The sequence below is a fragment of the Gelidibacter pelagius genome, assembly GCF_017581925.1.
In the GTDB taxonomy this organism is placed as follows: domain Bacteria; phylum Bacteroidota; class Bacteroidia; order Flavobacteriales; family Flavobacteriaceae; genus Gelidibacter; species Gelidibacter pelagius.
In genome coordinates this window covers 16,869-42,563 of the sequence record NZ_JAGEVG010000001.1, presented here as the reverse complement: position 1 = coordinate 42,563, position 25,695 = coordinate 16,869, and the positions used below count along the sequence as shown (strand labels likewise).

Sequence of the window (25,695 nt, the reverse complement as noted above, 5' to 3'; positions counted from 1 at the left end):
CTTTCGAGATTTGAAGATCTTTATCAATTGGAATCTAATTAAAAAATAGATTTCTGCTATCGCAGGAATAAGATATGAAAAAAGGAGTTTTACTTGTTAATTTAGGTTCGCCAGACAGCCCAACACCAGAAGATGTTAAACCTTATCTGAGTGAGTTTTTAATGGATGAGCGGGTCATTGACGTTCCGCTTTGGTTAAGAACCTTCATCGTAAAAGGGATTATTTTAAATACACGTCCAAAGGCCTCTGCGGAAGCGTACCAAAAAATATGGTGGGAGGAAGGTTCGCCATTAATCGTCATTTCTGAGCGACTTCAGAAAAAAATACAAAAAAACACCGATCTTCCAGTGGCTTTGGCCATGCGGTATGGTAGTATGACCATAAAAAAGGGACTTCAAGAGTTGGTAGATAAAGGTGTTGAGGACGTCTTTTTGATGCCGCTTTACCCGCAATTTGCTATGGCGACCACCGAAACTATCTTGGTCTTAGCTGAAGAAATTAGGAAAGAACATTTCCCAAACCTCAAGATCTCAGATTTGAAAGCGTTTTACAATCGTGAAGATTATATTAATGTCCTTAGCAATTCTATAGCGCGACATTTGAAAGGTAATCCGTACGATCATTTGTTGTTTTCTTATCATGGGGTTCCGGAGCGTCACATCCGAAAACGTGACATCACAAAATCCCATTGCAAAATCGATAAGAGCTGTTGCATAACACCATCTCCTGCACACGAATTTTGCTACCGTCACCAATGTTTGGAGGTCACGCGCTTAGTGGCTGAAAAACTGAATTTGAAAGAGGGCACCTATTCTTCATCTTTTCAATCCAGATTGGGATTTGACCCTTGGTTGCAGCCTCCAACAGATTTGACCATCGAGCGTATGGGCAAAAATGGCGTTCAAAATTTGGCTGTTGTAACCCCAGCATTTGTGAGTGATTGTTTAGAAACCTTAGAAGAAATTGCCATGGAAGGCCAAGAAATCTTTCATGAAGTTGGTGGTAAGGAATTTACAACGGTACCTTGTTTAAATGACGATGACGAATTTGTTGAGATACTTTCCAATTGGATCGATGATTGGGCAACTGTACAAGCCGTTCCAGTCTAATGGCTAAAGATTCCTCTCAAGATTTAGGCACACAACCCATCAGCAAACTCTTGATAAAGCAAGCTGCTCCTGCATCGATCGGGATTTTGGTGATGTCCCTGAACATCTTGGTGGATACTATTTTTGTAGGGAATTGGATTGGTCCTACGGCCATTGCCGCCATTAATGTTGTCTTGCCAGTGTCGTTTTTTATAGCGGCTTTGGGTATGGCTATCGGTATTGGAGGGTCTTCTATAATCTCAAGAGCCTTAGGTGCCAACAACTATGAAAAGGCACTAAAAACTTTCGGCAACCAAATCACCTTGACTTTAGTGTTGACACTTTCCTTGGTCACTGTGGGCCTACTTTTTGCGGATGGTATTATCGAATCCTTTGGTGGGAAAGGCGCCATTTTTGAGCCCGCTAAAATCTATTACGAAATTGTTCTTTATGGAGTGCCTTTACTGGCACTTTGTATGATGGCAAATACGGTCATTCGAGCAGAAGGAAAACCAAAGTTTGCCATGTATGCCATGATGATCCCATCGGTCAGTAATCTTATCATGGATTATGTTTTTATCTACCTCTTGGATTTCGGCATGGCCGGAGCTGCATGGGCCACTACACTTTCTTATTTGATATGTTTGGTATTTATCCTCTGGTTTTTTGTCTCTAAAAGATCTGAAATGAAAATTGACTTTGCACATTTGGGACTGAATTTTCCAATTGTCAAAGAAATTTCTTCCTTAGGTTTTGTTACACTGTCACGTCAAGCGGTTGTGAGTGTCACCTATTTGTTTATGAATAATATCCTATTTGATCTGGGTGGAGAAACGTCCGTAACCTCTTATGCCATTGCGGGAAGAATGTTGATGTTTGCCATGTTTCCTGTTCTTGGGGTTACTCAAGGATTTTTACCCATTGCCGGTTTTAATTACGGGGCTGAAAACTATCATCGCGTTAGAGAAACGCTAAATACTGCCATTAAATACGCCGCCATTCTGGCCACTATGGTTTTTATTGTATTAATGATATTTCCAGAAAGCATTATCAGGATGTTCACTACCGATGCTGATGTGGTCAGTCAAGGGCCAAATAATATGCGTTGGGTATTTGCGGCAACACCCATTATTGCGTGGCAGCTTATTGGTGCCGCCTATTTTCAAGCCATCGGAAAAGCAGTTCCTGCATTATTATTGACTTTATCCAGACAAGGCCTCTTCTTCATTCCGCTCATCTTGATTTTGCCAAAGTTTTACGGCGAATTTGGGGTATGGATTTCTTTTCCTATTTCAGATGTTCTTGCAACTATCGTGACTGCATACTTTCTGAATCGTGAAATAAAGAGGAATTTGATTCCTAAGGATGTTTAATTTATTTTTGAACGATGGACTATTACAATTACATAAAAGCTTTACACCTCATATTTGTCATCACTTGGTTTGCTGGATTGTTCTACATTCCGAGGTTGTTTGTCTATCAGATAGAAGCTTTTCATAAACCATCACCTGAGAAGGAAATTTTAGGAAAACAACTCAAATTGATGGCCAAACGCTTGTGGAACATCATCACCTGGCCATCAGCAATTTTAGCCACAGTGTTTGCCATTTGGTTGCTCGTTCTGATGCCGTCTTGGTTACATCAAGGTTGGATGCACGTGAAATTGGCATTCGTCATCTTGCTCATCTTTTATCATCTGAAAACCCATCAGTATTACAAACAATTGCAAAAGGATGAGGTTAAAAAAACTTCTAATTTTATGCGACTATGGAATGAAGGTGCCACATTTATTTTGTTTTCTGTGGTGTTTTTGGTAATCCTAAAAAATTCAATCAACTGGATTTTTGGAGTCGTGGGCATTGTGGTTTTGGGGGTTTTATTGATGTTGGGTTTTAAATTATATAAAAACATCAGAAATCGAAATCCTGATGCTTAGAATTCCAAATTCCAAATTCCACTTTCAAAAGTAAATTGTCATTTATTCAAAAAATAACATTCACCAATCAAATCGTTAATGCCTCCAATTTTTCGTCACAGCCGTTTTTGGAGTGATTATTGCTATCTTTATCGAGCTACAATTATTTAAATGAAAACAAGACGACTTTCCTTACGCGTACGCATCTTTTTTGCTATGATTCTCTTGGTGCTCATCGCGTCTATTTTAATTGCCGCAGTTACTATTTATCAATATAATGAAGAGGCGCAGGATTATCATAGAAATCGATTAGAACGTAAGGAGGATAATATAAAACGTCATATCGATTTTGTGATTCGCGAAACTTCTTGGGAGATCACTACTGAAAAAGTACCATTAATTTTTAGGGAAGAAATTTATAAGATTGCGGATATTCATCAATTACAGGTTAATCTGTTTGATCTTGAGGGTTCGTTATTGAAATCTTCAAAGTCAAGTATTGAAGGCGATACGCTTTCAAGTTGTTTGAGCGCTGATATTTTGAATGCACTTTCCAATACATCTAAACATCGCTATGTTGAGAAAATGGTTCTCAACGATCAGACGTTTCAATCTTCGTTCACCTATATCACGGATAAAAAGTTCAAACCGATTGCAATTTTAAACCTTCATTATATTCAAAATGATGATATTCTGAATAAGGAACTGAAGGAATTCTTGGAGCGCTTGGGTTATGCCTATTTTGTGATGCTGATTTTGGCTATTCTACTGGCGTATTTCCTTTCAAAATATATTACGAAATCGCTTAAAACGATTAGTGACAAAATAAATGCGACCCGATTAGGAAAGCAAAATCAACGCATAGAGATTGAGTCGTCCAGTGAAGAGATTGGCACTTTGGTAAACTCTTACAATAGTATGATTGATCAATTACAGGAAAGTGCCGTAAAGTTGGCTACTTCAGAAAGAGAACAAGCGTGGCGGGAGATGGCAAAGCAAGTAGCACACGAAATTAAAAATCCGCTAACGCCGATGCGCCTTAGCGTTCAAAGCTTTCAACGTAAGTTTGACGCTGAAGATCCTGAAATTCATCAAAAAGTGGATGAGTACAGCAAAACCCTCATTCAGCAAATTGATACTATGAGTTCCATTGCATCTGCCTTTTCAAATTTCGCCAAAATGCCTGCGCAACAGAATGAAACGCTCAATGTGGTGCAAATTGTTAAATTGGCCTTGGATATTTTCAGTGAAGATTATATTGTTTTCGTAGCCGATGAAAAGGAAATTATTTCGCAATTGGATCGCACACAATTGATTCGTGTGATTACCAATTTGGTCAAGAACGCTACCCAAGCTGTTGCAGATGATAAAGACCCAAAAGTGGTGGTTAGTGTGCTGTCTGAGAATGATATGGTGAAAATTTCGGTTTCTGATAATGGAAAGGGCATTACTGAAGAAAATATTGTAAGAATATTTGAGCCTAAATTCACCACCAAGTCCAGTGGCATGGGCCTTGGGTTGGCTATGGTTAAAAACATCGTGGAAACTTATAAGGGAACCATTACCTTTACTTCCCAAAATGGGAAAGGAACAACATTTACGGTTACTTTTCCGAAAGAAATTCTTCCTACGAAAGCCGGAATCTCCTAAAATATTGCTTAATTTTCAGTTTTTGTCACTTCAAAATGTACAGAGAAAAATTAATTATATTTAATAAATAAAAGATTTCCGCCTTCCTATCTTTGGACAGGCAGGTGCAGAAATAAAAAAATGAATGTCTATGCCTTACGAAAACATCTTATCAGAAAGAAACGACGGGATTACAACCATCACTATCAACCGTCCTAATAAATTAAATGCATTAAACAAAGCGACAATTAACGAGCTCAATCAAGCTTTTAAAGTAGCGGATAAGGATAAACACACCAAGGTGATTATTATTACCGGAAGTGGTGAAAAAGCCTTTGTTGCCGGTGCGGATATTAGCGAATTTGCACATTTCGACGTTAAAGAAGGCGGGAAATTGGCTGCTAAAGGTCAAGAGTTGTTGTTTGATTATATTGAAAATCTTTCCACACCAGTTATTGCAGCGGTCAACGGATTTGCCCTTGGTGGCGGTCTCGAATTGGCCATGGCCTGTCATTTCAGGATTGCGAGCGACAATGCCAAAATGGGATTGCCAGAAACCTCATTGGGCGTTATTCCCGGGTATGGTGGGACACAACGTTTACCACAATTAGTCGGAAAAGGTCGTGCCATGGAAATGGTCATGACGGCAGGTATGATTGACGCCGAAACAGCAAAAGCTTATGGATTGGTCAATCACGTGACCACACAAGATGAGCTTATAGCCTTATGTGAAAAAATAGCAGGGAAAATCATGCGGAATTCTACAGTAGCCATTAAAGGCGCTATAAAAGCGATTAACGCCAATTATAAAGACGGCGTTGACGGATATAAAGAAGAAATCAAACAATTTGGAAAATGCTTTGGCACTGACGATTTTACCGAAGGCACGACAGCGTTTTTGGAAAAGCGGAAGGCGGAGTTTCCGGGGACATAATCAAATTCCTGCGAAGGCAGGAATCTCTATAGAACGCGGACCCGCCTTACGGCAGGGCAGGTGACACAGATTGGGCAGATTTTCACTGATTTTATTTCTGAAATTTCAAGAAGCTTCAATCGAAATTCTCAAGATTTGGAATACAAATTGATCAGTGAAAATCATAAAAAAATCAGCGTTCTATATTATAGAGTTGATAACTCTGAAACATCAATAAATACCAATAAAAAAATGCGAACCAGTTCATCCGGTTCGCATTTTTTATTGAATTCAGTTAGAGTCTTGCTTCTAATACTAATTTAATTTTGTAATGTCGTATAGAAAACGAAATTGCTTTTTCGTTCTATGACGCTGTGATTGGTTTGCATAGCCATAGCTACGGAAATCATAAGCAAGGAAATAGAACGGAAAATGAACGAGTTTAAATGCGACATTACATTGTTAATTTGGTATAATATCTAAAAAGCTAAGCGGTCTAAAATCTATTATGAAAAAACCTTCAAGTCATATTCAATACAAAAAGTACCTTTAAAAGCATTTTGAGTATATAAATTGGCTGAACAAATCAAAAAATAAGTGAAGTTCACTGAATTAACATCACTTTTTTCCCCATTGAAGGTTTTATTTTGTTCGAATCATATTTAGTCTTCCAACTTCCGCCATTTGGTCTCACTTCCATTTTTATTCTTAACCGTAAAATATTTGGGTTTTACTTTTCCATTTTGATGATAGGTAAACCTATAGAATGTTATATGATCATTCAATTTCAAGATATCATCAAATCACGACGTCATAAGTGCTTGTATATATGTTATTACCCACTTCTCATCAATCTTTTCTAAGATATACAAACTAATTCCATTGCCAATGCGTTCAAAATAATCCCCCACCACCACTGCAGCTCTTGTCAAGTTCTCATTAAATGAAACGTTTGAAAAACTGATAACTCCTGAAATGTCTTGCTCGGTTTTTTCTTCATTGGTTATCATTTGCTTGTCCCAAAAAACCAAATTTTCTCCCAGTAAGGTCTCTAGTTCGGATGCGTCTATTTTTTCATTATTTTCAAATTTTGACAGTCCCGCAACTAACTCCATATAGGAAAAATCTAAAACTTTCTCCTCAAATAGCTCTTTTGATTTATAGACCTGAAACCTATTGGGAATATCGTGAATATAATCAAAGTCAAAATCAACAAAATTCTCATTAATAACAAAATTAAAGTTAAGTGGTTCAAGATTTAAATAGTCGATATCATTTTCTTCTTCATCCTCATTATTGGGTGGTGGTGGTATTACTTTGGGGATGCTTTCATAAACAGTAGCAATGACGACCAGTTGCTCATAACTGGAAGTTTGTTTCGAAGAACAACCAATGGTGAGAATACAAAGTGTTATTATAATTAATCGCATGACAAACTAGTATTAGATTCAACTATTTTTCTATATTTTTCAAATTCGACTGACTGCTCAATTGCTAATAATGAAGAAACATCCCAGTTTCGTAATCCATCCCAAGCGAAAGATTTATAATAATCCAGCGGGTACTTATTTCCGTCTAATTGTCTCAACGCAGATGCAATTGGATTTATATAATTCAAGGTCATATAGGGATGATCTAAATGGTGTGACGGAACGCCTGATTCTTTATAAAACTTATATAATTGAAACATTCTCGCTCTGTTGTTAGGGTCCTCTCCTGTCGTATGTCTTTGAACATATCGAGCGATCTCAGCATGAATACCCTCATGTAAAATCATTGCTGCATTTTCTAAGACACTTCCAGATAATTGTTCTATGGTAATAACAACATTACCCGTAAGACTTATTTCTTGAGAATTTGTACAACCTGCAGTGCCACCAAGATTACATTTTCCATTTTTGAAGATTAAATTATATCTTGGATCATCAATAAATTTTCCTATTGTTTCTTGAAATAATTTACTATTAGATTTTTCTAATTTTTCATATACACATTTAGCTTTCCCTGTTAAGTTATTTATAATTACAACCTCCTCCACAACACATTCATAGCCATTATCCACCATGGCGTCGGGGCACTCACACGTTCTTGTCCTGGGGTTATAGACTTTGTTCCCCCTCCCGCAATCCCATACCTCTTTTTCATTGTCACCATTGTAACCGCTGTTGCCGCCCCCGCGACTGCCATAGTCCCATTCCAATTCGGTATTTTGAATGGCACTAAGAGGCCCGTTGCTGCCGCCATAATAGATGTCCATTATGGGGAAATAGTTCGCGTTACCACCTCCGGTGTTGGTGTCCCGATCGTTCGAAACAATAAGAATCTCGTCAAGCTCTTGGATGCATATAACACAATCAGTATTTGGTGTACATTCCCCATGGGTGGGGGAGGTAAGTTTAGCCATCCTATTGGCTGCGCCATCACTGGTTTCGGCAAGTCTTGCCGTGAACTGTGCCACAGGCACACCGCTACTTATCCGATAACCTTTCAAAAAATGACCCTCCATATCTGTGACCATGATCTCTCCAAAAAAACTTCATCGGTAGCATCTTTTGAAGGATACAAGCTAAAGACCGCACTCTGTATCGCGCCATCTATCTTTAACAGCAGGATCCGGCTATAGTGTGCTTCGTAAACTGTGGTAGCCGGGACAACCGTGAGCAGCTCGTTGCTGTTAATAATTTCCTCATGGAGAATGCCATCCAGATCGAAAACCACATAATTTGGAGATGTCCCTCTGGAAAACACATTTTTGGAACTTAAAAAATCGATTGCCTCATTGACACCGACGGTTTCAAGCGAGGTCTGTTCCAAGTCTTCCAAAGGTTCTTTCTTTTCACAATTGATCAAGAGAATAAAAAGAACGATAAATAAATACTGTTTTTTCATATCAAATCTTATTATTTTGCCTATTATCAATACGTTAAGTTAATTTAAAGCTTTGTGAAGAGATGTTAACGATATGTTAAAAACCCAGTGTTTGTAGCGGTATTTATTACGGTTTTACCATAAAATCCAATGTTCAGAAAGGTTGTGTGATGAAACCGCATGTGAAAATGTGTTTGATTTGATCTAAGTGGTTTGCTCAAACCTTTAAAGCCAATTTCTTGATAAAAATGGAGGGAAGTCGCTTTTTATTCTGATCCTGATAGGAATGGAACGCGTAATCCCCTATCCTAAGTCATTATCTATCCGTTCATCCCATAAAAAAATGCGAACCAATTAATTTAGTTCGCATTTTTAATTTTTTCTAATTTCTTCAGTCATCGGTCATCCGTCATCGGTCTTCGGTCATCCGTCACTCGTCTCACCACTCCCCTCTAAAAGCGAAGCGATCTACCCTCTCACCTCTACTTACGACTTTCCACCAACAATCGTCAATTCATCAACAATATGTTTGGCACCTGAATATTTGTCGATCAGCCAAAGGACATATCTGATATCCACGTTAATCGTTCTCTGTAAATCTGAATCGAAAATCACATCACCAGCCATCGCTTCGATATTTCCATCAAAAGCTAAACCAATCAATTCACCTTTTCCATTGATCACAGGAGATCCTGAATTACCACCGGTAATATCATTATCTGATAAAAAGTTGACCGAAAGTTCACCTTTTTCGTTGGCATAACGTCCGTAGTCTTTTTTCTCATAAGCATCCAACATGGGTTGTTGCAAGTCAAATTCATCATCATTTGGAATGTATTTCGCAACCATCCCTTTTAAGGTCGTGTAGTTGTTAAACTCGGCATCATTTTGCTCGCCTTCTTTTCGAGGTAAAGCTCTCACTTTTCCATAGCTTAATCGCAAGGTTGAGTTAGCATCAGGATATTGGATATTGCTCAATCCAGATTCGCGTAACCCAGCTACTAACTTTCTAAAAGCCGCTTGAAAATCATTCTCAGGTTGTACTAAGTTTTCAGGTTGTTCTCTGTATTTTGTCAATAACTGACCAGATAATTTATACAATTGATCGTTTTCTAATTTTGAAACATCAGGGTTTTGTAAAAAGGCCATCACACTTTCTTTGGAATTAAAAACACTCGCATCAAAAGCAGAATCTACAAAAGCGGTAAAGTCGTTGTTGTTTTTATCGCCAATTTCTTTTACCAATTCAGGAAGTGGGTAATTGGCTTTAGACGCATATAAACCTAATTGTTTGGCAAGAAGCTCTTTTTCCAAAGGCAAATGATAATCTTTATAAGAGCTTTCTATAAACGACTGTAGTCTTGGAAGCATGTTCTCACGCGCAGCTTCATTTGCCGCGGCATATTGCTCCAAAGCTCCGCCAATTCTGTATGGTAACACGGCAAATTTACTCCCACGTAAAATGCCGGTTAAGTAATTGTCGTGTTGCGCTTTTTGATTGGTCAATTTGTAATAGGCATTGATATCAGAAATAACGTTGCCATATTGAGCTTTGTTTTTCTTGGTATTGGCCCATTTATCAAAAGCATCTTCGACTTTCGTTTTTGTTGCTACTGTTTTATGATCAGTTAAAGCTTCAATCATACCGCCACGGTTTTTCCAATAGTTGGCAATACTTGCATAAGAAGACGCATACATCAAATTGATGGCCTCATCGTTATCCATATATTTTTTCATGACATCCATACTTGTTTTTGAGCCTTCAACCCAAGCAGGATAAGCAAATTTTACGTTTTGCTCTACCCCTTGTGCAGGCATCCACCGATTGGTTCTTCCAGGATAACCCAAAATCATGGCAAAATCATTTTCTTTAACACCGTCAATACTTACAGGAAGGTGGTATTTTGATTTTAAAGGTACATTAGCAGTAGAATATTCTGCTGGATTTCCATCTTGGTCTGCATATACTCTAAACAATGCGAAATCGCCGGTATGTCTTGGCCATTCCCAGTTGTCTGTATCGCCACCATATTTACCCACACTTTCAGGAGGTGTCCCTACTAAACGTACATCTGTGAAGTCTTCATAAACAAAATAGTAGAACTCATTGCCTTGGTAGAAAGAACGTACAGAAACAGTATATTTCCCGCCTTCGTTATTTTCTTTTTCAATTTTAGCAACCTCTTTATTGATGGCAGCTTCGCGTTCTTTTTCAGACATTGTATCATTCACTTGCGATAAGATACGTGTTGAAACATCATCCATTCTAACAAAGAATCTGACGTATAAGCTTTCTGGCTTTAATTCTGCATCGAGTGATTTGGCCCAATAACCATCCTTAAGATGGTTTCTATCGGCAGAAGATAATTCTGCAATGGCATCATAGCCACAATGATGGTTGGTTAGCACCAAGCCGCTATCAGAAACAATACTGGCAGTACACCCACCATTAAACTGTACGATGGCATCTTTTAAACTTCTGTTGTTGATGCTGTAAATCTCTTCAGCAGTCAATTGAAGCCCCATTTTTTGCATATCTCTTTGGTTGAGACGCTCAATATGCATTAAAAACCACATGCCTTCATCTGCTTTCAGGGCGGATGAAAAGGTCATTATAAAAATGGTGAGGGAGAGCAATATTTTCTTCATGTTCTTAAATTATTTGTGAGTGCCAAAAATATTGAATTTTTATATGGTTTAATGGGGTCTGAACTGTTAAAACCTTGTTATTTTTTAATTTAGATACGAGACCTCTAAAAGTCTATGTTCTTTATGGTGAGTATATAAGATACATTTCTACATTCTGTAGCCATCAAATAGGAGGTTTTTGCAGTAACTTTATACGCTCGTCCCTTTCGACATAAACCATCAATAAATCATTAAAAATGAACCCAAATCCTACCCTAAAAGGTCGAGGAGCACAAATTAACGTGCCCAATCGATTCTTCGAATTAAGTCACGAAATCCGTGATGATTTTCTTGAGTACTGCGCCAAAGAAGGTGAAGAAGCCGATAAAAACAGAACACTCTTCCTCGAGGTTTTCCCAAAAACCATTGTCAACAAAGTTACAAGTCCAGACGTGGGCATGGGCTACTCCATGAACATGTACCAAGGTTGCGAACACGGATGCATCTATTGCTATGCAAGAAACACCCATGAATACTGGGGCTATAGCGCGGGCTTGGATTTTGAACGTCGGATTTTGGTGAAAAAAGAAGCGCCACTTCTATTGGAGAAATTCATCAAAAGAAAAAGTTGGGAAGCTCATCCTATTGTCATGTCTGGAAATACGGATTGCTATCAACCCGCTGAAAAGCAATTTGAAATCACACGAAAATGTTTGGAAGTCTTCCTGAAATACAAGCATCCTGTGGGCATTATTACTAAAAACGCAATGATTCTTCGTGATTTGGATCTTCTAAAAGAACTGGCAAAGGACAATTTAATAGCGGTCAATATCTCCATCACCTCGCTTTCTGAGGACACAAGACGTGTTTTGGAACCCAGGACGGCGACCATCAAAAAGCGATTGGAAACGGTGAAAATTTTATCAGAACATGGCATTCCCGTCAATGTCATGATGGCGCCCATTATTCCATCAATAAACAGTCATGAGGTCTTGGCGCTGGCAAAGAAAGTCTCTGAAATGGGCGCTTTGAGCATGGGTCATACCATTGTGAGATTGAACGGGGAAATTGGAGAGATTTTCACAGATTGGATAAAAAAAACAATGCCCGATCGGGCAGACAAAGTGTTGCATCAAATTGAAAGTTGCCATGGCGGGAGTTTGAACGACTCGCGCATTGGAACACGTATGCGCGGTGAAGGTGAGATTGCCAAACAAATAAATGATCTGGTCAAACTGGCAAAACTTAAATATTTCAAGGATAAATCGATGCCAAAACTGAATACGTCGCTTCACGAACAGTTCAAGGATGGGCAGCTAAAGTTATTTTAATCCTTATATTTGACATCTTATTTTTATGTCCACTTTTAATGTGTAAACAACTTCTTTGGTTTGTGTTTTTAATTGGTGTTTTTTCAATAAATGCTCAAGAATCAGACACTTTAGGAAATAGATCTACCGCTGAACTCAAGCGATCAATTGTGGATAACATGAGGTCAAATCCAAAAACCTCCATTGCTTACAGCAAGTATCTTTTAACAAAATCTGAAAAGACGAACGATTACGAAGCCCAATGCACGGCACTTAATTTAATGGGTGAGTCCAACCGTATATTGGGAAATTTAAGTCTCGCTTTGGAGAATCAACTGTCCGCAGAAAAACTTTTAGATAAAGTTGACAATCCAGAAGTAAAGATAAGTGTCTTCAATTCTTTAGGAAATATTCATTCTGATTTAGCAATCTATGACAAGGTTCTTCCTGCATATTTTGAAGCCATTCGTGTTTCTGAAACCCACAACCTTCCCTTAAAGACCGTTGCTATCAAACATAATTTGGCCTATTTTAAAGATCAGATAGGGAATTATGATGAAGCACTGACAATCCTGAAAGAAGGTAGGAAAGTAATTCTTGAAGATGAAAGTGAGCTGAACAATGAGATTTTAGCAAAAAACAACATGTTACATGCCATGGTGTTCATGAATTTGAAACAACCAGATTCTGTTCTGTTTTACGCCGAGCGCGCCCTAAAGCAAGCTAAAACTCAAAATGATCAATTCTCTATAGCCGGTATTTACAGGTCTATGGGCACTGCTTATGCTGAAAAAAATCAATACGAAAAGGCGTTCGAAAATTTATATCGCGCAGAATCGATGAACCTCGAGATGGGCAATAAAATAACCCTGATGCAAACCCGATTTTCATTAGCCTCTGTTTATTATCGGGTGAAAAATTATGATGAAGTGATTGCCATCTTGGAAAACTCGGTTGCTTTGACGGAGCGCGACAGTTTAAACTACTCCACTAATGACGCTAATTATGAGTTATTAGCAAAAGCCTATAAGGAGAAAGGTGATTACGAAAAAGCGAATTATTACTTTGAAAAATACATACAAAAGCACAATTCCAAAAAAGATCTCAATCAGATCATTGATACAAATTTCAATCAGAAGAAGATTGATGAATTTCAGAAGGAATTGCTACAACTGAAATCTGAAAAACAGAACCAACAAAGTAATTTTAAGTATTTAGGATTGGCGGCGACTTTAGTGATTTTAGGTTTACTTATTATCCTTCTGATATTTTACAGGAATAAGAAAAAAAATGAAGAGAAATTTCATGATCTCCATCTGAAATTAAATACCTTAAAAACTGAAGAAAAGACACAAGTTGTGGACACGAAAGATGAAGTGTTGGATGAGACCGCTACTTCAGATGTCAGCGATGACGTTACCCAACAGATTTTAGCAGGTTTACAAAAATTAGAGGCTCAGGAGTATTTCTTAAAACAAGAGTGCAATGCTTACAACGTAGCTAAGAAAATAAAGACCAATACCTCTTATCTGTCCAAAGTTGTCAATTCGCATTATCAAAAAAACTTCAACACCTATATCAACGACCTTCGTATTAATTATGCCATCGTAAGATTGGAGAATGATTCGCGCTTCAGATCATTTTCAATCCAATCCATTTCCGAAGAACTGGGTTACAAAAGTGCTGACTCCTTTACCAAATACTTTAAACAAAATACAGGTTTAAACCCTTCGTTTTATATCAAACAACTTAAAAGTTTAAAGTAAAAAAACCTTCTTTTACCCTAATTTTATAAATTTAGGGATGAGGCATTTTAATTCTCATATCGTCGTGCTTACGAATTTATAACACTGATAATCAGTGTTTTAATCGGTAAAAAAGCATCCCCATTTTTCTAAATCTCGGGGAGCTTGTCTTGCTTAAGGGGTTTAATTGCCGCAAATTTGATTTCAGAAACAGGAATCATTTAAACCTAAATTATTATGAAAGCAAAAAAACTCATCCTCATTTTTACCGTCTTTGGAGTGGTTGGATTTGGTGTTGGAAAAACGGTCAAGACCTTTAAAAAAAACCATGACCTTACAGAACAGATTCAAACGGTTTTAGAAGACCATTGCAATTGTGAAGACATTGCGAGAACAACGTATTCACACGGAATACAATATGCTAAAGACGATGGCTTCACGTCGTCAAAAGTAAAATATCAACTTACTAATTGTGACTATGCCAATTTTGATGCTGAAGTGGTACGTATTGATGAATTATTGAAAGCCAAGGTGGATCGATTTGAGACCATTGACCTTATGACTCTTGATTTTATATCTGAAAGTGGCCATCGTACAATAACCATCGCAAACGGAAAAATTAGATAGCTATGAAAACAGGTCAGAAAACAAATCAAAAAATCAAAACTATTAAGTTTCTCCTTGGTATTGTTGCTGGAGTAGCTATTTATCTCACATTAGAATTATTTTTTTAACTTTAAACAACCTATAATATTATGAATACATTGGTAAAAATCATCGTAACAACAATACTTAGCCTACTTTCTTTAACATTAAGTGCTCAGGAAAACAAGAGTTCAAATCTTTGGAAAATTGAGGGTGAAAACATTAAGACTTCCTATCTTTTTGGCACCATGCATCTTATTCCGGAAAAAGACTTTATGTTGAAAGACAAAGTGAAGTCTGCATTTGAAGCCTCTGAACAAGTTGTTTTGGAAGTAGATATGACAAGCCCACAATATATGAAAGATGTCATGGCGCATGTGTATTTAGAGAAAGGAACAGAATTAAAATCGTATATGGATGACAGCGAATATGAATTGTTAGATAATTTTTTAATGGAAAAAACAGGTACTGGCATGCAAATGTATAATGTTGCAAAACCTATAATGCTCATGTCTGTTATTTTAACGGCATCGGTGGATGGGCCTTTGGCAAGTTTTGAAATGACTTTGATTCAAATGGCAAAAGAAACTGATAAGAAATTGAGCGGCTTAGAGACGTTTGCATCTCAAGTGGCTGTTTTCGATAATAATCCATATGAAAAACAAATAGATGATATTGTCGAAATGATAAATCAACCTGATGAAAATACTGCAATTTTCAACAAAATGGTCGAGCTCTACAACTCCGAAGACATTGAAACACTATATGAGTACATGGATGACTATATGAAAGGTGATATCAAGATGATGGAAAAACTGTTAGATGAAAGAAACAACAATTGGATTCCTGAAATTGCAAAATTCTCTAAAGAGGCCTCTACATTTTATGGTGTTGGGGCAGGACATCTTGGAGGCGATCAGGGTGTTGTCAACTTATTGAGAGAAGCGGGATATACGGTAACGCCAGTGATGGATTAAGGCACAATAATTATCTTAAAATATTTAATTTTTTACAGATCTAACAGTCCGATAGCTATCGGGACTGTTAGGTCTTTTTATTTTTCACCATTCCACTCCGCATAAAATTGCTCAAGAAATTGCACCATAAATTGGTGCCGCTCTAAAGCGATTTCACGTCCTGTTTTGGTATTCATCATGTCTTTTAGCAACAACAATTTTTCGTAAAAATGGTTGATTGTTGGCGCATTTGAAGCTTTATATTCTTCTTTGGACATGTCCAGATTTGGAAGTATTGAAGGATCGTAAAGCGATCGATTCTTAAAGCCACCATAATTGAACGTTCGTGCAATCCCGATAGCCCCTAAGGCATCCAGTCGGTCGGCATCTTGGACGACATCAAGTTCTGGGGAATGGAATTTTTGGAGTTCATTTCCACCTCCAAACGATATGTTTTTAATGATGTTGATGACGTGTTCGATAATAGCAGCATCCACACCGATTCCAGATAAAAACTCACCTGCTACTTTCGGACCTACGGTTTCATCGCCATTATGGAATTTACTGTCGGCAATATCATGAAGAAGTGCGCCGAGCTGTACCACGAAAACATCAACGTCTTCATTCTTTGCAATCAATAAGGCATTTTTGTAAACACGCTCAATGTGAAACCAATCGTGCCCGCCTTCGGCATTTATTAATTGTTCTTTTACGAAAGCGATGGTTTTCTTAATTTTCAGATCTTCGGTCATATGTTTTAATGAAAAATTCCTTTTATGTTGGTAAAAGGAATTTAGTGTGTATTTAGATTATATTATTTAAGGCTCGCAGGCTCCACCCACTTAAACTGATAAGAGTTTTCTGGAATTTTCATTCGGTCAGCCAAACGTTTCATTCGGTCAGGAAGTTTCATTAGATAGTCTCTTGCCTTTTCAGCGTCGTCAGAAAGATTTTTAATATTGCCTATTTCCCAACGGTTGATCAGTTTTTCCAGAATGTCCACATAGTCGGCAGAGGTATAAACGCCAATGCGTTGTGCTGTATTTGAGAATTCCTCAAAGGCGGTGCCGATTTCATTGCCAGATTCTCTCAGGAAATGGGCTGGCATGGTGATTTTTTGTTTCATCATGGTTTGAAACGCGATCATCATTTGGTTCGGATCTACTGTAAAAATACGTTCTACAAATTCAGAGTAAGCATGGTGATGACGCATTTCATCGCCAGCAATGATATTACACATTCTGGCCAGCGACCTATTGCCCTTTTCTCTGGCGATTTTCCCCACACGGTTATGCGAAACATAAGTGGCCAGTTCTTGAAAACTGGTATAAACAAAGTTTTTATAAGGATCTCTATCCGTGCCAATATCAAATCCGTCAGCAATTAAATGTTGTGTCGTTTTTTCAATTTCTCTCATATTGACGCGGCCAGATAAGTATAGATATTTGTTGAGCACATCGCCATGTCGGTTTTCTTCGGCAGTCCAATGACGTACCCATTTTCCCCATGAATTCCGTCCTACCTGATCCACACCTTCTACATCCATCAACCACGACTCGTAAGTGGGCAAGGCTTCTTCCGTGATCATATCACCCACTAAAACCACCCAAAAATCATAGGGTAAATCCTTGGATAATTCACGTATTTCCCTAACCTCATCATAAAAGTTTTCACTTTCTGAATCCGGTAAAAAATCAGTGGGTTGCCAAATTTTATCTATCGGAATTAAATATTTTTCTATAAGTGATTCGACGTCTTTTTCCAGGTGTTGCATCACTTCCAATCTCACATTTTTTAAAGACATAATCTCATAATTTAGGGATGAATATTTGAAGAAATCGTCTCTTCAACAGATCGGATTAATTCTTGCTTATCTACAAAGGTAGCGATTTTGATAGGTTGATGTACGGTGAATTTCAAATGATTTCCAATCCCCATAGGAAATTTTCCGTAGCGTAACATTTTCCAACTATTGTTGATACTGATAGGGACTATGGTAGCCGAAGGCACTTTTTTGATCATCATTTCCAATCCTTTTGTCTGAAAAGGTTTTGGAACACCTGTTTTGCTTCTGGTCCCTTCAGGAAAAATAACGGCTGCCCGTTTGTTGTTTTCAATATACTCGCCAAACTTCATAATGGCAGGGATGGCTTGCCTCGGATTTTTACGATCGATCAATACGGAACCTCCATGACGTAAGTTATAAGAGACACTTGGGATGCCTTTGCCTAATTCTTTTTTTGCAATGAATTTTGGATGGTGTTTACGCATGTACCACATAATTGGAGAAATGTCGTACATACTTTGATGGTTGGCCACAATGATGAGGGGTTGGTCTGTATCAATGTCATAGGGATTGGTGAATGTGAATCGCGTCCCTAAAACATTAAGGCAGCGAATCAAAAAAAACTGGAGCCAATCCACACTAATTTTATGCGCCTGATAACCAAATACATTGAAGCAAATCCATTGAATGGGATGGAATACAACGAGCGTAATTCCAAAACAGATGAAATATAAAACGGTTAAAGGGTAAGCCAATATTTTTCTCATGCTACAAAATTAAGAAAAACTCGACCTAAAAACCTATTAATAAATGGCAATGCATTTATTGTCCTCACATTCTAGCCGAAGTGGCGGATTTACCATCATGCAATCTGAATATTGTTGACAAGCCATATTAAATTCACGTTCTAATTTATTATGGGCATCTACAAGGTTATGGAGCGCGAAAGTGTCGATAGACGTGGAATAGACTAAATAACTCCAAGGACCGCCGCAGGGCTTGCTGCCAAGCCCAATTGAACGGCATTCAAAGTTTTTATCGCAAACAGACGTTTCTGCAAGACTTTGAATCTCCACTTTCATTAAGTCTAATTTTGAAATGTAGTCTTCACAAGATCGAGAATTAGAATCCTGTTCATCACATTTGAAGGCCGTCAATAATAGAAATAGAAATCCTAATTTTATAACGTAACTCGATGCTTTCATAACAAAGTACTTTTAATGTAGATGCATTTTGTTCTAAATGGTTGCGTACCAACAAAAAAACCACGGTAAGTTTACCATGGTTCTTTTAAAATTTCGATACTTTACTTTAACTTCAAGCTCCGTGCTTCAAGCCTTAAACTTTTTAGCAATACTGATTGTAAGCATCCACAAGGTTTTCTGCAATCAATTCTGCAGGTCTGCCTTCAATATGATGACGCTCTAACATGTGCACCAATTCACCATCTTTAAACAAGGCCATACATGGTGAACTTGGAGGAAATGGTACCATATGCTGTCTTGCTTTATCTACAGCTTCTTTATCTACACCTGCAAAAACCGTTACTGTATGGTCAGGGTGTTTTTCGTTTTGTAAGCTCATTCGCGCTCCCGGGCGTGCATTTGCAGCCGCACAGCCACAAACCGAATTAACGACTAATAAGGTTGTGCCCTCTTTCGCTAAAGCTGTATCAACATCTTGAGCGGTATGTAATTCTTCAAAACCAACTTTGGTCAAGTCTTCTCGCATTGGTTTTACTAATTCTGCTGGATACATATATTTTAAATTTAAATAATTAATAATTACTCCCGAAGTTCGGGACTGCAAAGATATGAAAAAATAGCCTTATTACATGGGTCATGGGTTGGTAGTTTGAATGGTAGTATTTCTGTTGTCAATGGAAATTTAAATATTAATTTAGAGTATAAAAAGACTAACTATAGTATCTTTGAATTACTAAAAATAAAATAGATAGATGAGTTTTTCAAAATGGATTGGCGCAGGGTTAGGGTGGTCTTTTGGTGGCCCAATCGGGGCCATTATTGGATTGGTATTGGGAAGTATTATAGATTCTGTGTCTGATAGTGGCACACCACTTTTGGGCGACTGGCAGACCAAGCAGAAAAATCAGCCAACTTATAGAAGACAAGCGCAACCTCAAACGCAGCCTGGCGATTTTGAAGTGAGTCTTTTAATCTTGGCCTCTGTGGTGATCAAAGCTGACGGGCATCAAGACCAGCGCGAACTGGATTTTGTCCGCCAGCAATTCGTGAATATGTACGGACAGGAGCGTGCCAATAAAGCATTTAAGTTGTTTAAGGGGATCAATCAGCAACAAATCCCCGTGCGACAAGTGTGTATGCAGATCCAACAAATGATGGATCATGCCTCGCGCTTGCAATTATTGCATTTTCTCTTCGGAATTGCAAAAGCAGATGGGATGGTAACAGATCCGGAGGTGAACCAAATTCATACCATTTCAGGATATTTGGGGATCAGTTCCCGAGACTTTGAAAGTATCAAGGCGATGTTTTATGACAGTAGCGACAATGCCTATAAAATCCTTGAAATCACAAAAGAAGCCACGGTGGATGAAATTAAGGCGGCCTATAGACGAATGGCAAAAAAATACCATCCGGATCGTGTGGCCCATTTAGGCGAAGCGCACCAAAAAGGTGCGGTAGACAAGTTTCGACAAGTCCAAGAAGCTTATGAAAAGCTACAAAAGGAGCGTAGGTTTTAAGCATCAGTAGTCTAACCCTGATGGCTTTGGAAACCATGTGAAAACTCTTTAATGATCTGAGGTTTTTCCTTTGAAGTCCTTGGATGTTTGTCCAAAATATATTTAGTGTTTCATAGTTATACAATCTATCATAAATTCACTAATTTGGTTTTTATATAATTAGACATTTTACAGATACTTCAATCACTTAGAAAACATCATAAATTTTATACTATGCAATTGATATTAAGACCTTATGTTTTAAAACTAAAACACACGTTTACCATTTCAAGAGAGTCGCGAGATGAACAACCTTCACTGATTGTTGAATTAAAAGATGATGGTAAATCCGGATTCGGTGAAGCCACTTCCAACCCGTATTATAATGCGAGCATCAAGGAGATGACGAATGATTTGAAGCAATTGGAGCCGATCATCGCAGATTCATCGGGCATGGCTCCCGAAGAGTTTTGGGAAAAAATGAAGTCGCAATTGTCACATAACATGTTCGCTTTGTGCGCGTTGGATTTAGCTTATAATGATCTCTATGCCAGGAAGGAAGGCAAAAAATTGTATGAACTGTGGGATTATGATATCAGTAATAATCCGTTAACCGATTATACCATTGGTATAGATACCATTGAAAAGATGGTTTCGAAGATGAAAGAATTGCCATGGCCCATTTATAAGATCAAATTAGGTTCAGATCGGGATATTGAAATCATTACTGAATTGCGTAAACATACCGACGCGGTTTTCAGAGTAGATGCCAATTGCGGTTGGACAGCAGATGAAACCATTGCTAATGCTAAAGCTCTAAAAGAATTGGGAGTGGAGTTTATAGAACAACCTTTGCCTGCAGACGATTGGGAAGGTCATAAAAAAGTTTTCGAACATTCGGTATTGCCTATTATTGCCGATGAAAGCTGTCAAGTAGAAGCAGATGTCGAAAAGTGCTACCAACATTTTCACGGGGTCAATGTCAAGTTGACCAAATGTGGCGGGTTAACTCCTGCACGACGCATGTTGGTAAAAGCAAAACAATTGGGAATGAAAACTATGGTAGGCTGTATGACCGAATCTACCGTTGGTATTTCTGCAATTGCCCATTTATTGCCACTTTTGGATTATGTCGATATGGATGGCGCACTATTGTTGGCCAATGATATTGCTACTGGAGTACGCATAGAAAATGGTGAAATTTTTTACAGTGATTTGAACGGGACTGGCGTGACCTTAACCTAATAACGAATGACTGTTGATCAATTTCCTGATAGAACCATTTTAGTTGATGGCAAGACCTATCTTTATTTCGGCGGAACTTCCTATTTAGGGATGGCTACCAATCCTGATTTTCAAAACCTGCTTTTTGAAAGTATCAAAACATGGGGCACATCTTATGGAAGTTCGAGGAATTCGAATATTCAATTAAGAATTTACCAAGAAGCAGAAGACTTGTTTTCGAACAACAGTGGGGCTGAGGCCGCGCTTACCGTGTCTTCAGGTACTTTGGCCGGAAGGCTCGTAATTGATTATTTAGCAAAAACACACGAACATTTTTATCATTATCCAAAAACACATCCCGCCATTCTTGAACATTCAAGTCGACCATTGTTTGTTGATGGAGCCTTGCATTCAAGATTGACCGATGAGGTGAAAGAAACTATTGTGATTACAGCAGATGCGCTTTTATCCTTAGCAGTCCAACCCACGAATTTCGATTTCTTGGACGATATTTCTTCAAGTAAAACCATCACTTTATTAATCGATGAATCCCATAGTTTGGGTATTGTTGGCAAAGACGGTACAGGCGTTTTCAAAACCATTACCCATCCAAGTATTTCACAAAAAATAATGATCAGCTCCTTAACCAAAGCTTATGGCTGTTCTGGAGGTGTCATTGTCGGAAATAAAGATCTTATTGACAACATAAGGAATGTTGTGGTGTTTATCTCGGCTGCAGGAATGAATCCTATCTTTTTACAAACCTTTGTAAAAGGGCAGGAGATTATACAGAATCAGCTTAAAAAATTGCGTGAGAACCTACAGTTTGTCTATGGTGACGACAATTTGCCACAACAATTTTACTATGATCATGATTACCCGGTGATCTATTCCCACAGCAATGTCATTTTTGACTATTTGAAATCCAAGGGCATCATCATCACTAATTTTAAATACCCCAATTATGAGGCTTTGATGAATCGGATTGTCATTACTGCTAACCATACCCGACAGGATTTAGAGGAGCTGAAATCTGCTTTGATGGCATTCCAAAAAGAAACCCTTCTCAAAGATGAATGAAGATTCACAACATTAGAGTTGTTAAATAATCTTCGATTATCACTTTGTTTCTGTGTGATTTAATTTCTTTAAATTAACAACTCGTCAGTATCAACCGTATTATTAAATATTTAAGGGTTAATTTGCTATATCGCAAAATGTTATTCCAAGATCGCAATATTTTAATAACATTTACTCTTTAAAACCTTGCGTTCCTTTGCGATTTTCATTGCGTTCATTGCAGTTAAGTTTTTTGTGTTTGAACATTACTATTGAACGAAAACGAGTTGCTGACCAGTCAGAAAAAAATTAAAAACCCGAAATTTTGCCAATCTTTATCACTTTATGTTCGAAAGAATATTTTTGAAATTTCTAAAATTATAGTCTAACTTTAGACACCTTTAACTAATCCATCATTATATTTTGATATGAATAACGCATTTGATTGTTTAAAAAGCATAGTCCGGATGGGACAGTTTGGTCTTATAATCCTGTTTTCATTGTTGCTTGCAAATTGTAAATCGGCCCAAATTCCCAAACACTTGGAAAAATCGTTGAGTTCAACCTTTTATGAGCCTCAGTTTACCGGATTGATGGTTTACAATCCGAGAACCAAAGACACGGTTTTCAATCATAACGCCGAGCGCTATTTTACACCGGCAAGCAATACCAAAATATTTACCTTATTTACAGCCTTGCAATATTTGCCCGAAAAAATTCCAGCCTTTAAATATGCTGTTCACCAAGACACGTTGATTGTGCGAGGCACTGGCGATCCCAGTTTTTTACATCCTTATTTTAAGGATAGCACGGCCTTGGAGTTTATGAAAAATTTTAAGGCAATAAAATTGGTCACTGGAAATTACTGTAATGAAAAGTTTGGCCCTGGATGGGCATGGGAAGATTATGATACGTATTTCAGTCCGGAGCGAAGTGCATTTCCAATGTACGGAAATGTCGTCACCATTTCCAACACGGATGATCTTAAAACCTATCCGGAGTTTTTAAGAGCACAAACCACTTACACCTTGATGGATAAACGTCGCGATTTTAATGCGAATAATTTTTATTATAAATTGACCAGAACGAATAGCACCGAAGTTCCGTTTGTTTTGGACACCACCATAGTGAAAGCACTTTGGAATGATTTGCTTCCCGATAAAGTAGAATTCATTCCTTTTACAACAGCTAAAACCGATCAGATACTCCATAGTGTTCCGTCCGATAGTTTGTATAAGCGTATGATGCATGTAAGTGATAATTTTTTGGCTGAACAGATTTTGATTTTAGCCTCCTCAACGATTTCTGATACATTAGATGCAGATACCATCCGGAAATCCATTCTCGAAAATCAGCTTAAAGATTTGAAGCAAAAGCCAAAATGGAGAGATGGTTCAGGTTTGAGCAACTACAATCTGTTTACGCCCTTGTCTCTTGTTCAGGTTTTGGAAAAACTTTATGCCGAAATTCCAAGAGAGCGTTTGTTCAATTTCTTTCCTGCAGGCGGAGAGAGTGGGACTCTGAAAAATTGGTATGCGGGAGAGAATGGCCCTTACGTGTTTGCCAAAACCGGCACCTTGTCTAGCGCAAGTACTTTAAGTGGTTATTTGTTGACCAATTCTGGAGAGGTCTTGATCTTTAGTTTTATGAACAACAATTACAATACATCTACCAATAAAGTCAAGGAACATATGCAGGCTGTACTAGAATATTTAAGGGATAATTACTAACTGAAAGTTTTACTTTCCATAAAAAATGGCATTCTTAAAGTTACTCTCCTCAGTTTTTAGATCGATCAAGAATCCGTTGACCACCGCATAATCTACGCTGCCATCTTTTTGCAGAACAAAATTGGGAGTGTTGCCAATGTTCACATAAAAACCTGGAACTTTTTGATCTTTGTCCAAAATATTTATTGGGACTGAAACATCTTTGTCTTTTGATGAAAATTGTGCCAATCTCACGTACGTATAACCTGACTTTAAAAGCCCGTAGATGTCCATGGCTTCCAAATCTTTCATGGTTTGAACAGTTTCTGGATACACTTTTCCTTCGATTAATCGATAACCGGTAGCATCAACAGTTTCGTAGCCATAAAACGTGGAGAGATCGCCTTTTTCAACAATGCTGCCCACATTGTAAAAAGTGTCATAATTTTTGTCCTGGACTTCCAAATGGTTGATCCCGATATCTAAAATATAATCCTTTCCCAATAGGTTATGGGTGAAACGTTCTATTTTCAAATCGAATAATTTGCGATCGTTTTGCGGGATTTTCTCGTAATCTTCGATTGGAATGTTTTTATAATCTCCGTTGGCAATCGTATAACATGCTGATAAAATTGATACAAAGTTGAGTTTTCTGATTTCCTGTTTTTCGACGTCGTTTTTATAACCGCCAGACTCAATCAATATGGCGCTGGTACCCCATTTTTGGATGTTATCTCCAAAGGCACGTGGCTCAAAATCGTCGTTGTAGAGCCCTACTTGTCCCGGGGCGTATTTTTGGATGATACTGTTCATAAAGACAATAACTTTCATGGCGTTGCCACGGACGTCATTGATGTCCTTTTCATAATTGTAGGCCGGTGCCAAATAAGAAATGGTCGCTGGCTTAGGCGTTCGTTCGGCATTATAATAAGTGCTTTGATCGTGAAGATTAAAACCGAAATCGGCATCCAAACTGTCACGCATGCGTTTCAAAATCTGTCCTTCTGGAGATTGTAGCATGAGCGCATCTCGATTGATGTCAATCCCCAAGGCATTTCGTCTGGTAAACACTTCCGCGCCGTCCGGATTGAGCATCGGCATGAAATGAAGGGTCAGTTTACTCAAAAGCTCTTTTTTTTCTGCTGTAAAATCGTCGCTGTTCAAAAAGTTAAAAATATCGAAAATAGCTTGGGTTGCGGTAGGTTCATCACCATGCATTTGCGACCATAGAAACACGTTGATATCTCCAGTACCAATACTGATCAAACTGATGTTTTTTCCTTTGATACTTTCTCCTACTTTTTGAACGGTATAAGCTGGATTGCTTTTGAGTTTGAGAATTAAGGGCTGAATGTCTTCATGTTTGATCCGGCGTTTGTCCAAGCTCGGTTCTTTGTATTTTGAATAGCTGTCGTATAGACTTGTGGTCATATCGTTGACCTGGGCCATCATAGAAAGTGAAAAGATGGCGAGTACTACGGTGAAAATAGATTTCATTTGTTAATTTTTATTTTTT

General features: G+C 38.0%; 23 protein-coding genes. 13 read left to right on the top strand and 10 right to left on the bottom strand.

Annotated features, from left to right (window positions below; genetic code table 11):
• The first annotated feature begins 74 nt into the window (after positions 1-74).
• The 5 genes from hemH to J4051_RS00170 all read left to right on the top strand — a co-directional run bounded on the left by hemH (position 75) and on the right by J4051_RS00170 (position 5,566).
• Positions 75-1,109 carry a ferrochelatase gene (gene hemH, locus J4051_RS00190; protein WP_208231600.1) on the top strand — a complete coding sequence of 345 codons (1,035 nt, stop codon included), beginning with the start codon at positions 75-77 and terminating at the stop codon, positions 1,107-1,109.
• Complete coding sequence (locus J4051_RS00185) at positions 1,109-2,461, top strand: MATE family efflux transporter (RefSeq protein WP_208231599.1); 1,353 nt, start codon at positions 1,109-1,111, stop codon at positions 2,459-2,461. The genes hemH and J4051_RS00185 overlap by 1 nt, the downstream gene beginning before the upstream one ends.
• A gap of 14 nt (positions 2,462-2,475) precedes the next feature.
• A complete protein-coding gene (locus J4051_RS00180) occupies positions 2,476-3,024 on the top strand; it encodes a CopD family protein (RefSeq protein ID WP_208231598.1) in 549 nt (182 codons plus the stop codon).
• Positions 3,025-3,174: 150 nt separating this feature from the next.
• Entirely contained in the window at positions 3,175-4,653 is a 1,479-nt protein-coding gene (locus J4051_RS00175; RefSeq protein WP_208231597.1) for a sensor histidine kinase, read from the top strand.
• A 130-nt stretch (positions 4,654-4,783) separates the two neighbouring features.
• Positions 4,784-5,566: an enoyl-CoA hydratase/isomerase family protein gene (locus tag J4051_RS00170; RefSeq protein WP_208231596.1), complete on the top strand. Its 783-nt coding sequence runs from the start codon at positions 4,784-4,786 to the stop codon at positions 5,564-5,566.
• 782 nt (positions 5,567-6,348) lie between these two features.
• On the opposite strand, the gene J4051_RS00165 is transcribed toward J4051_RS00170, so the two are convergent.
• The 4 genes from J4051_RS00165 to J4051_RS00150 all read right to left on the bottom strand — a co-directional run bounded on the left by J4051_RS00165 (position 6,349) and on the right by J4051_RS00150 (position 11,062).
• On the bottom strand, positions 6,349-6,975 hold the full coding sequence (locus J4051_RS00165; RefSeq protein WP_208231595.1) for a hypothetical protein: 627 nt from the start codon (positions 6,973-6,975) through the stop codon (positions 6,349-6,351).
• Complete coding sequence (locus J4051_RS00160; protein ID WP_208231594.1) at positions 6,966-8,063, bottom strand: hypothetical protein; 1,098 nt, start codon at positions 8,061-8,063, stop codon at positions 6,966-6,968. The genes J4051_RS00165 and J4051_RS00160 overlap by 10 nt, the downstream gene beginning before the upstream one ends.
• Positions 8,033-8,434, bottom strand: a complete 402-nt coding sequence (locus tag J4051_RS00155; protein ID WP_208231593.1) for a hypothetical protein — start codon at positions 8,432-8,434, stop codon at positions 8,033-8,035. Before J4051_RS00155 ends, J4051_RS00160 begins: the two co-directional genes overlap by 31 nt.
• A gap of 465 nt (positions 8,435-8,899) precedes the next feature.
• Positions 8,900-11,062 carry a S46 family peptidase gene (locus J4051_RS00150; protein ID WP_208231592.1) on the bottom strand — a complete coding sequence of 721 codons (2,163 nt, stop codon included), beginning with the start codon at positions 11,060-11,062 and terminating at the stop codon, positions 8,900-8,902.
• 236 nt (positions 11,063-11,298) lie between these two features.
• Between J4051_RS00150 and J4051_RS00145 the strand changes: the two genes are divergently transcribed.
• The 4 genes from J4051_RS00145 (at position 11,299) to J4051_RS00130 (ending at position 15,718) form a co-directional block, all read left to right on the top strand.
• Positions 11,299-12,372, top strand: coding sequence for a PA0069 family radical SAM protein (locus J4051_RS00145; protein WP_208231591.1), 1,074 nt, complete (start codon positions 11,299-11,301; stop codon positions 12,370-12,372).
• Positions 12,373-12,410: 38 nt separating this feature from the next.
• Positions 12,411-14,117: a helix-turn-helix domain-containing protein gene (locus J4051_RS00140; RefSeq protein ID WP_208231590.1), complete on the top strand. Its 1,707-nt coding sequence runs from the start codon at positions 12,411-12,413 to the stop codon at positions 14,115-14,117.
• 216 nt (positions 14,118-14,333) lie between these two features.
• The gene (locus J4051_RS00135) at positions 14,334-14,723 is read left to right on the top strand and encodes a hypothetical protein (RefSeq protein ID WP_208231589.1); all 390 of its coding nucleotides are present in this window, start codon (positions 14,334-14,336) and stop codon (positions 14,721-14,723) included.
• 128 nt (positions 14,724-14,851) lie between these two features.
• A complete protein-coding gene (locus J4051_RS00130; protein WP_208231588.1) occupies positions 14,852-15,718 on the top strand; it encodes a TraB/GumN family protein in 867 nt (288 codons plus the stop codon).
• Positions 15,719-15,795: 77 nt separating this feature from the next.
• Here the strand turns inward: J4051_RS00130 and J4051_RS00125 are convergent, their stop codons facing one another.
• The 5 genes from J4051_RS00125 to J4051_RS00105 all read right to left on the bottom strand — a co-directional run bounded on the left by J4051_RS00125 (position 15,796) and on the right by J4051_RS00105 (position 19,241).
• A complete protein-coding gene (locus J4051_RS00125) occupies positions 15,796-16,449 on the bottom strand; it encodes an HD domain-containing protein (protein ID WP_208231587.1) in 654 nt (217 codons plus the stop codon).
• Between the two features lie 62 nt (positions 16,450-16,511).
• Positions 16,512-17,501 carry an acyl-ACP desaturase gene (locus J4051_RS00120; protein ID WP_208231586.1) on the bottom strand — a complete coding sequence of 330 codons (990 nt, stop codon included), beginning with the start codon at positions 17,499-17,501 and terminating at the stop codon, positions 16,512-16,514.
• An 11-nt stretch (positions 17,502-17,512) separates the two neighbouring features.
• Positions 17,513-18,250, bottom strand: a complete 738-nt coding sequence (locus tag J4051_RS00115) for a lysophospholipid acyltransferase family protein (protein ID WP_208231585.1) — start codon at positions 18,248-18,250, stop codon at positions 17,513-17,515.
• A 36-nt stretch (positions 18,251-18,286) separates the two neighbouring features.
• Complete coding sequence (locus J4051_RS00110) at positions 18,287-18,688, bottom strand: hypothetical protein (RefSeq protein ID WP_208231584.1); 402 nt, start codon at positions 18,686-18,688, stop codon at positions 18,287-18,289.
• A 142-nt stretch (positions 18,689-18,830) separates the two neighbouring features.
• The gene (locus J4051_RS00105) at positions 18,831-19,241 is read right to left on the bottom strand and encodes a BrxA/BrxB family bacilliredoxin (RefSeq protein ID WP_208231583.1); all 411 of its coding nucleotides are present in this window, start codon (positions 19,239-19,241) and stop codon (positions 18,831-18,833) included.
• 199 nt (positions 19,242-19,440) lie between these two features.
• Between J4051_RS00105 and J4051_RS00100 the strand changes: the two genes are divergently transcribed.
• The 4 genes from J4051_RS00100 (at position 19,441) to J4051_RS00085 (ending at position 24,200) form a co-directional block, all read left to right on the top strand.
• Positions 19,441-20,208, top strand: coding sequence for a TerB family tellurite resistance protein (locus tag J4051_RS00100; RefSeq protein WP_208231582.1), 768 nt, complete (start codon positions 19,441-19,443; stop codon positions 20,206-20,208).
• A gap of 213 nt (positions 20,209-20,421) precedes the next feature.
• Positions 20,422-21,432, top strand: coding sequence for a dipeptide epimerase (locus J4051_RS00095; protein ID WP_208231581.1), 1,011 nt, complete (start codon positions 20,422-20,424; stop codon positions 21,430-21,432).
• 6 nt (positions 21,433-21,438) lie between these two features.
• On the top strand, positions 21,439-22,491 hold the full coding sequence (locus J4051_RS00090) for an aminotransferase class I/II-fold pyridoxal phosphate-dependent enzyme (RefSeq protein ID WP_208231580.1): 1,053 nt from the start codon (positions 21,439-21,441) through the stop codon (positions 22,489-22,491).
• A 407-nt stretch (positions 22,492-22,898) separates the two neighbouring features.
• Entirely contained in the window at positions 22,899-24,200 is a 1,302-nt protein-coding gene (locus tag J4051_RS00085) for a D-alanyl-D-alanine carboxypeptidase/D-alanyl-D-alanine-endopeptidase (protein WP_208231579.1), read from the top strand.
• Positions 24,201-24,209: 9 nt separating this feature from the next.
• Here J4051_RS00085 and J4051_RS00080 read toward each other — a convergent pair whose 3' ends face one another.
• A complete protein-coding gene (locus J4051_RS00080) occupies positions 24,210-25,676 on the bottom strand; it encodes a M14 family zinc carboxypeptidase (protein WP_208231578.1) in 1,467 nt (488 codons plus the stop codon).
• Positions 25,677-25,695 lie beyond the last annotated feature (19 nt).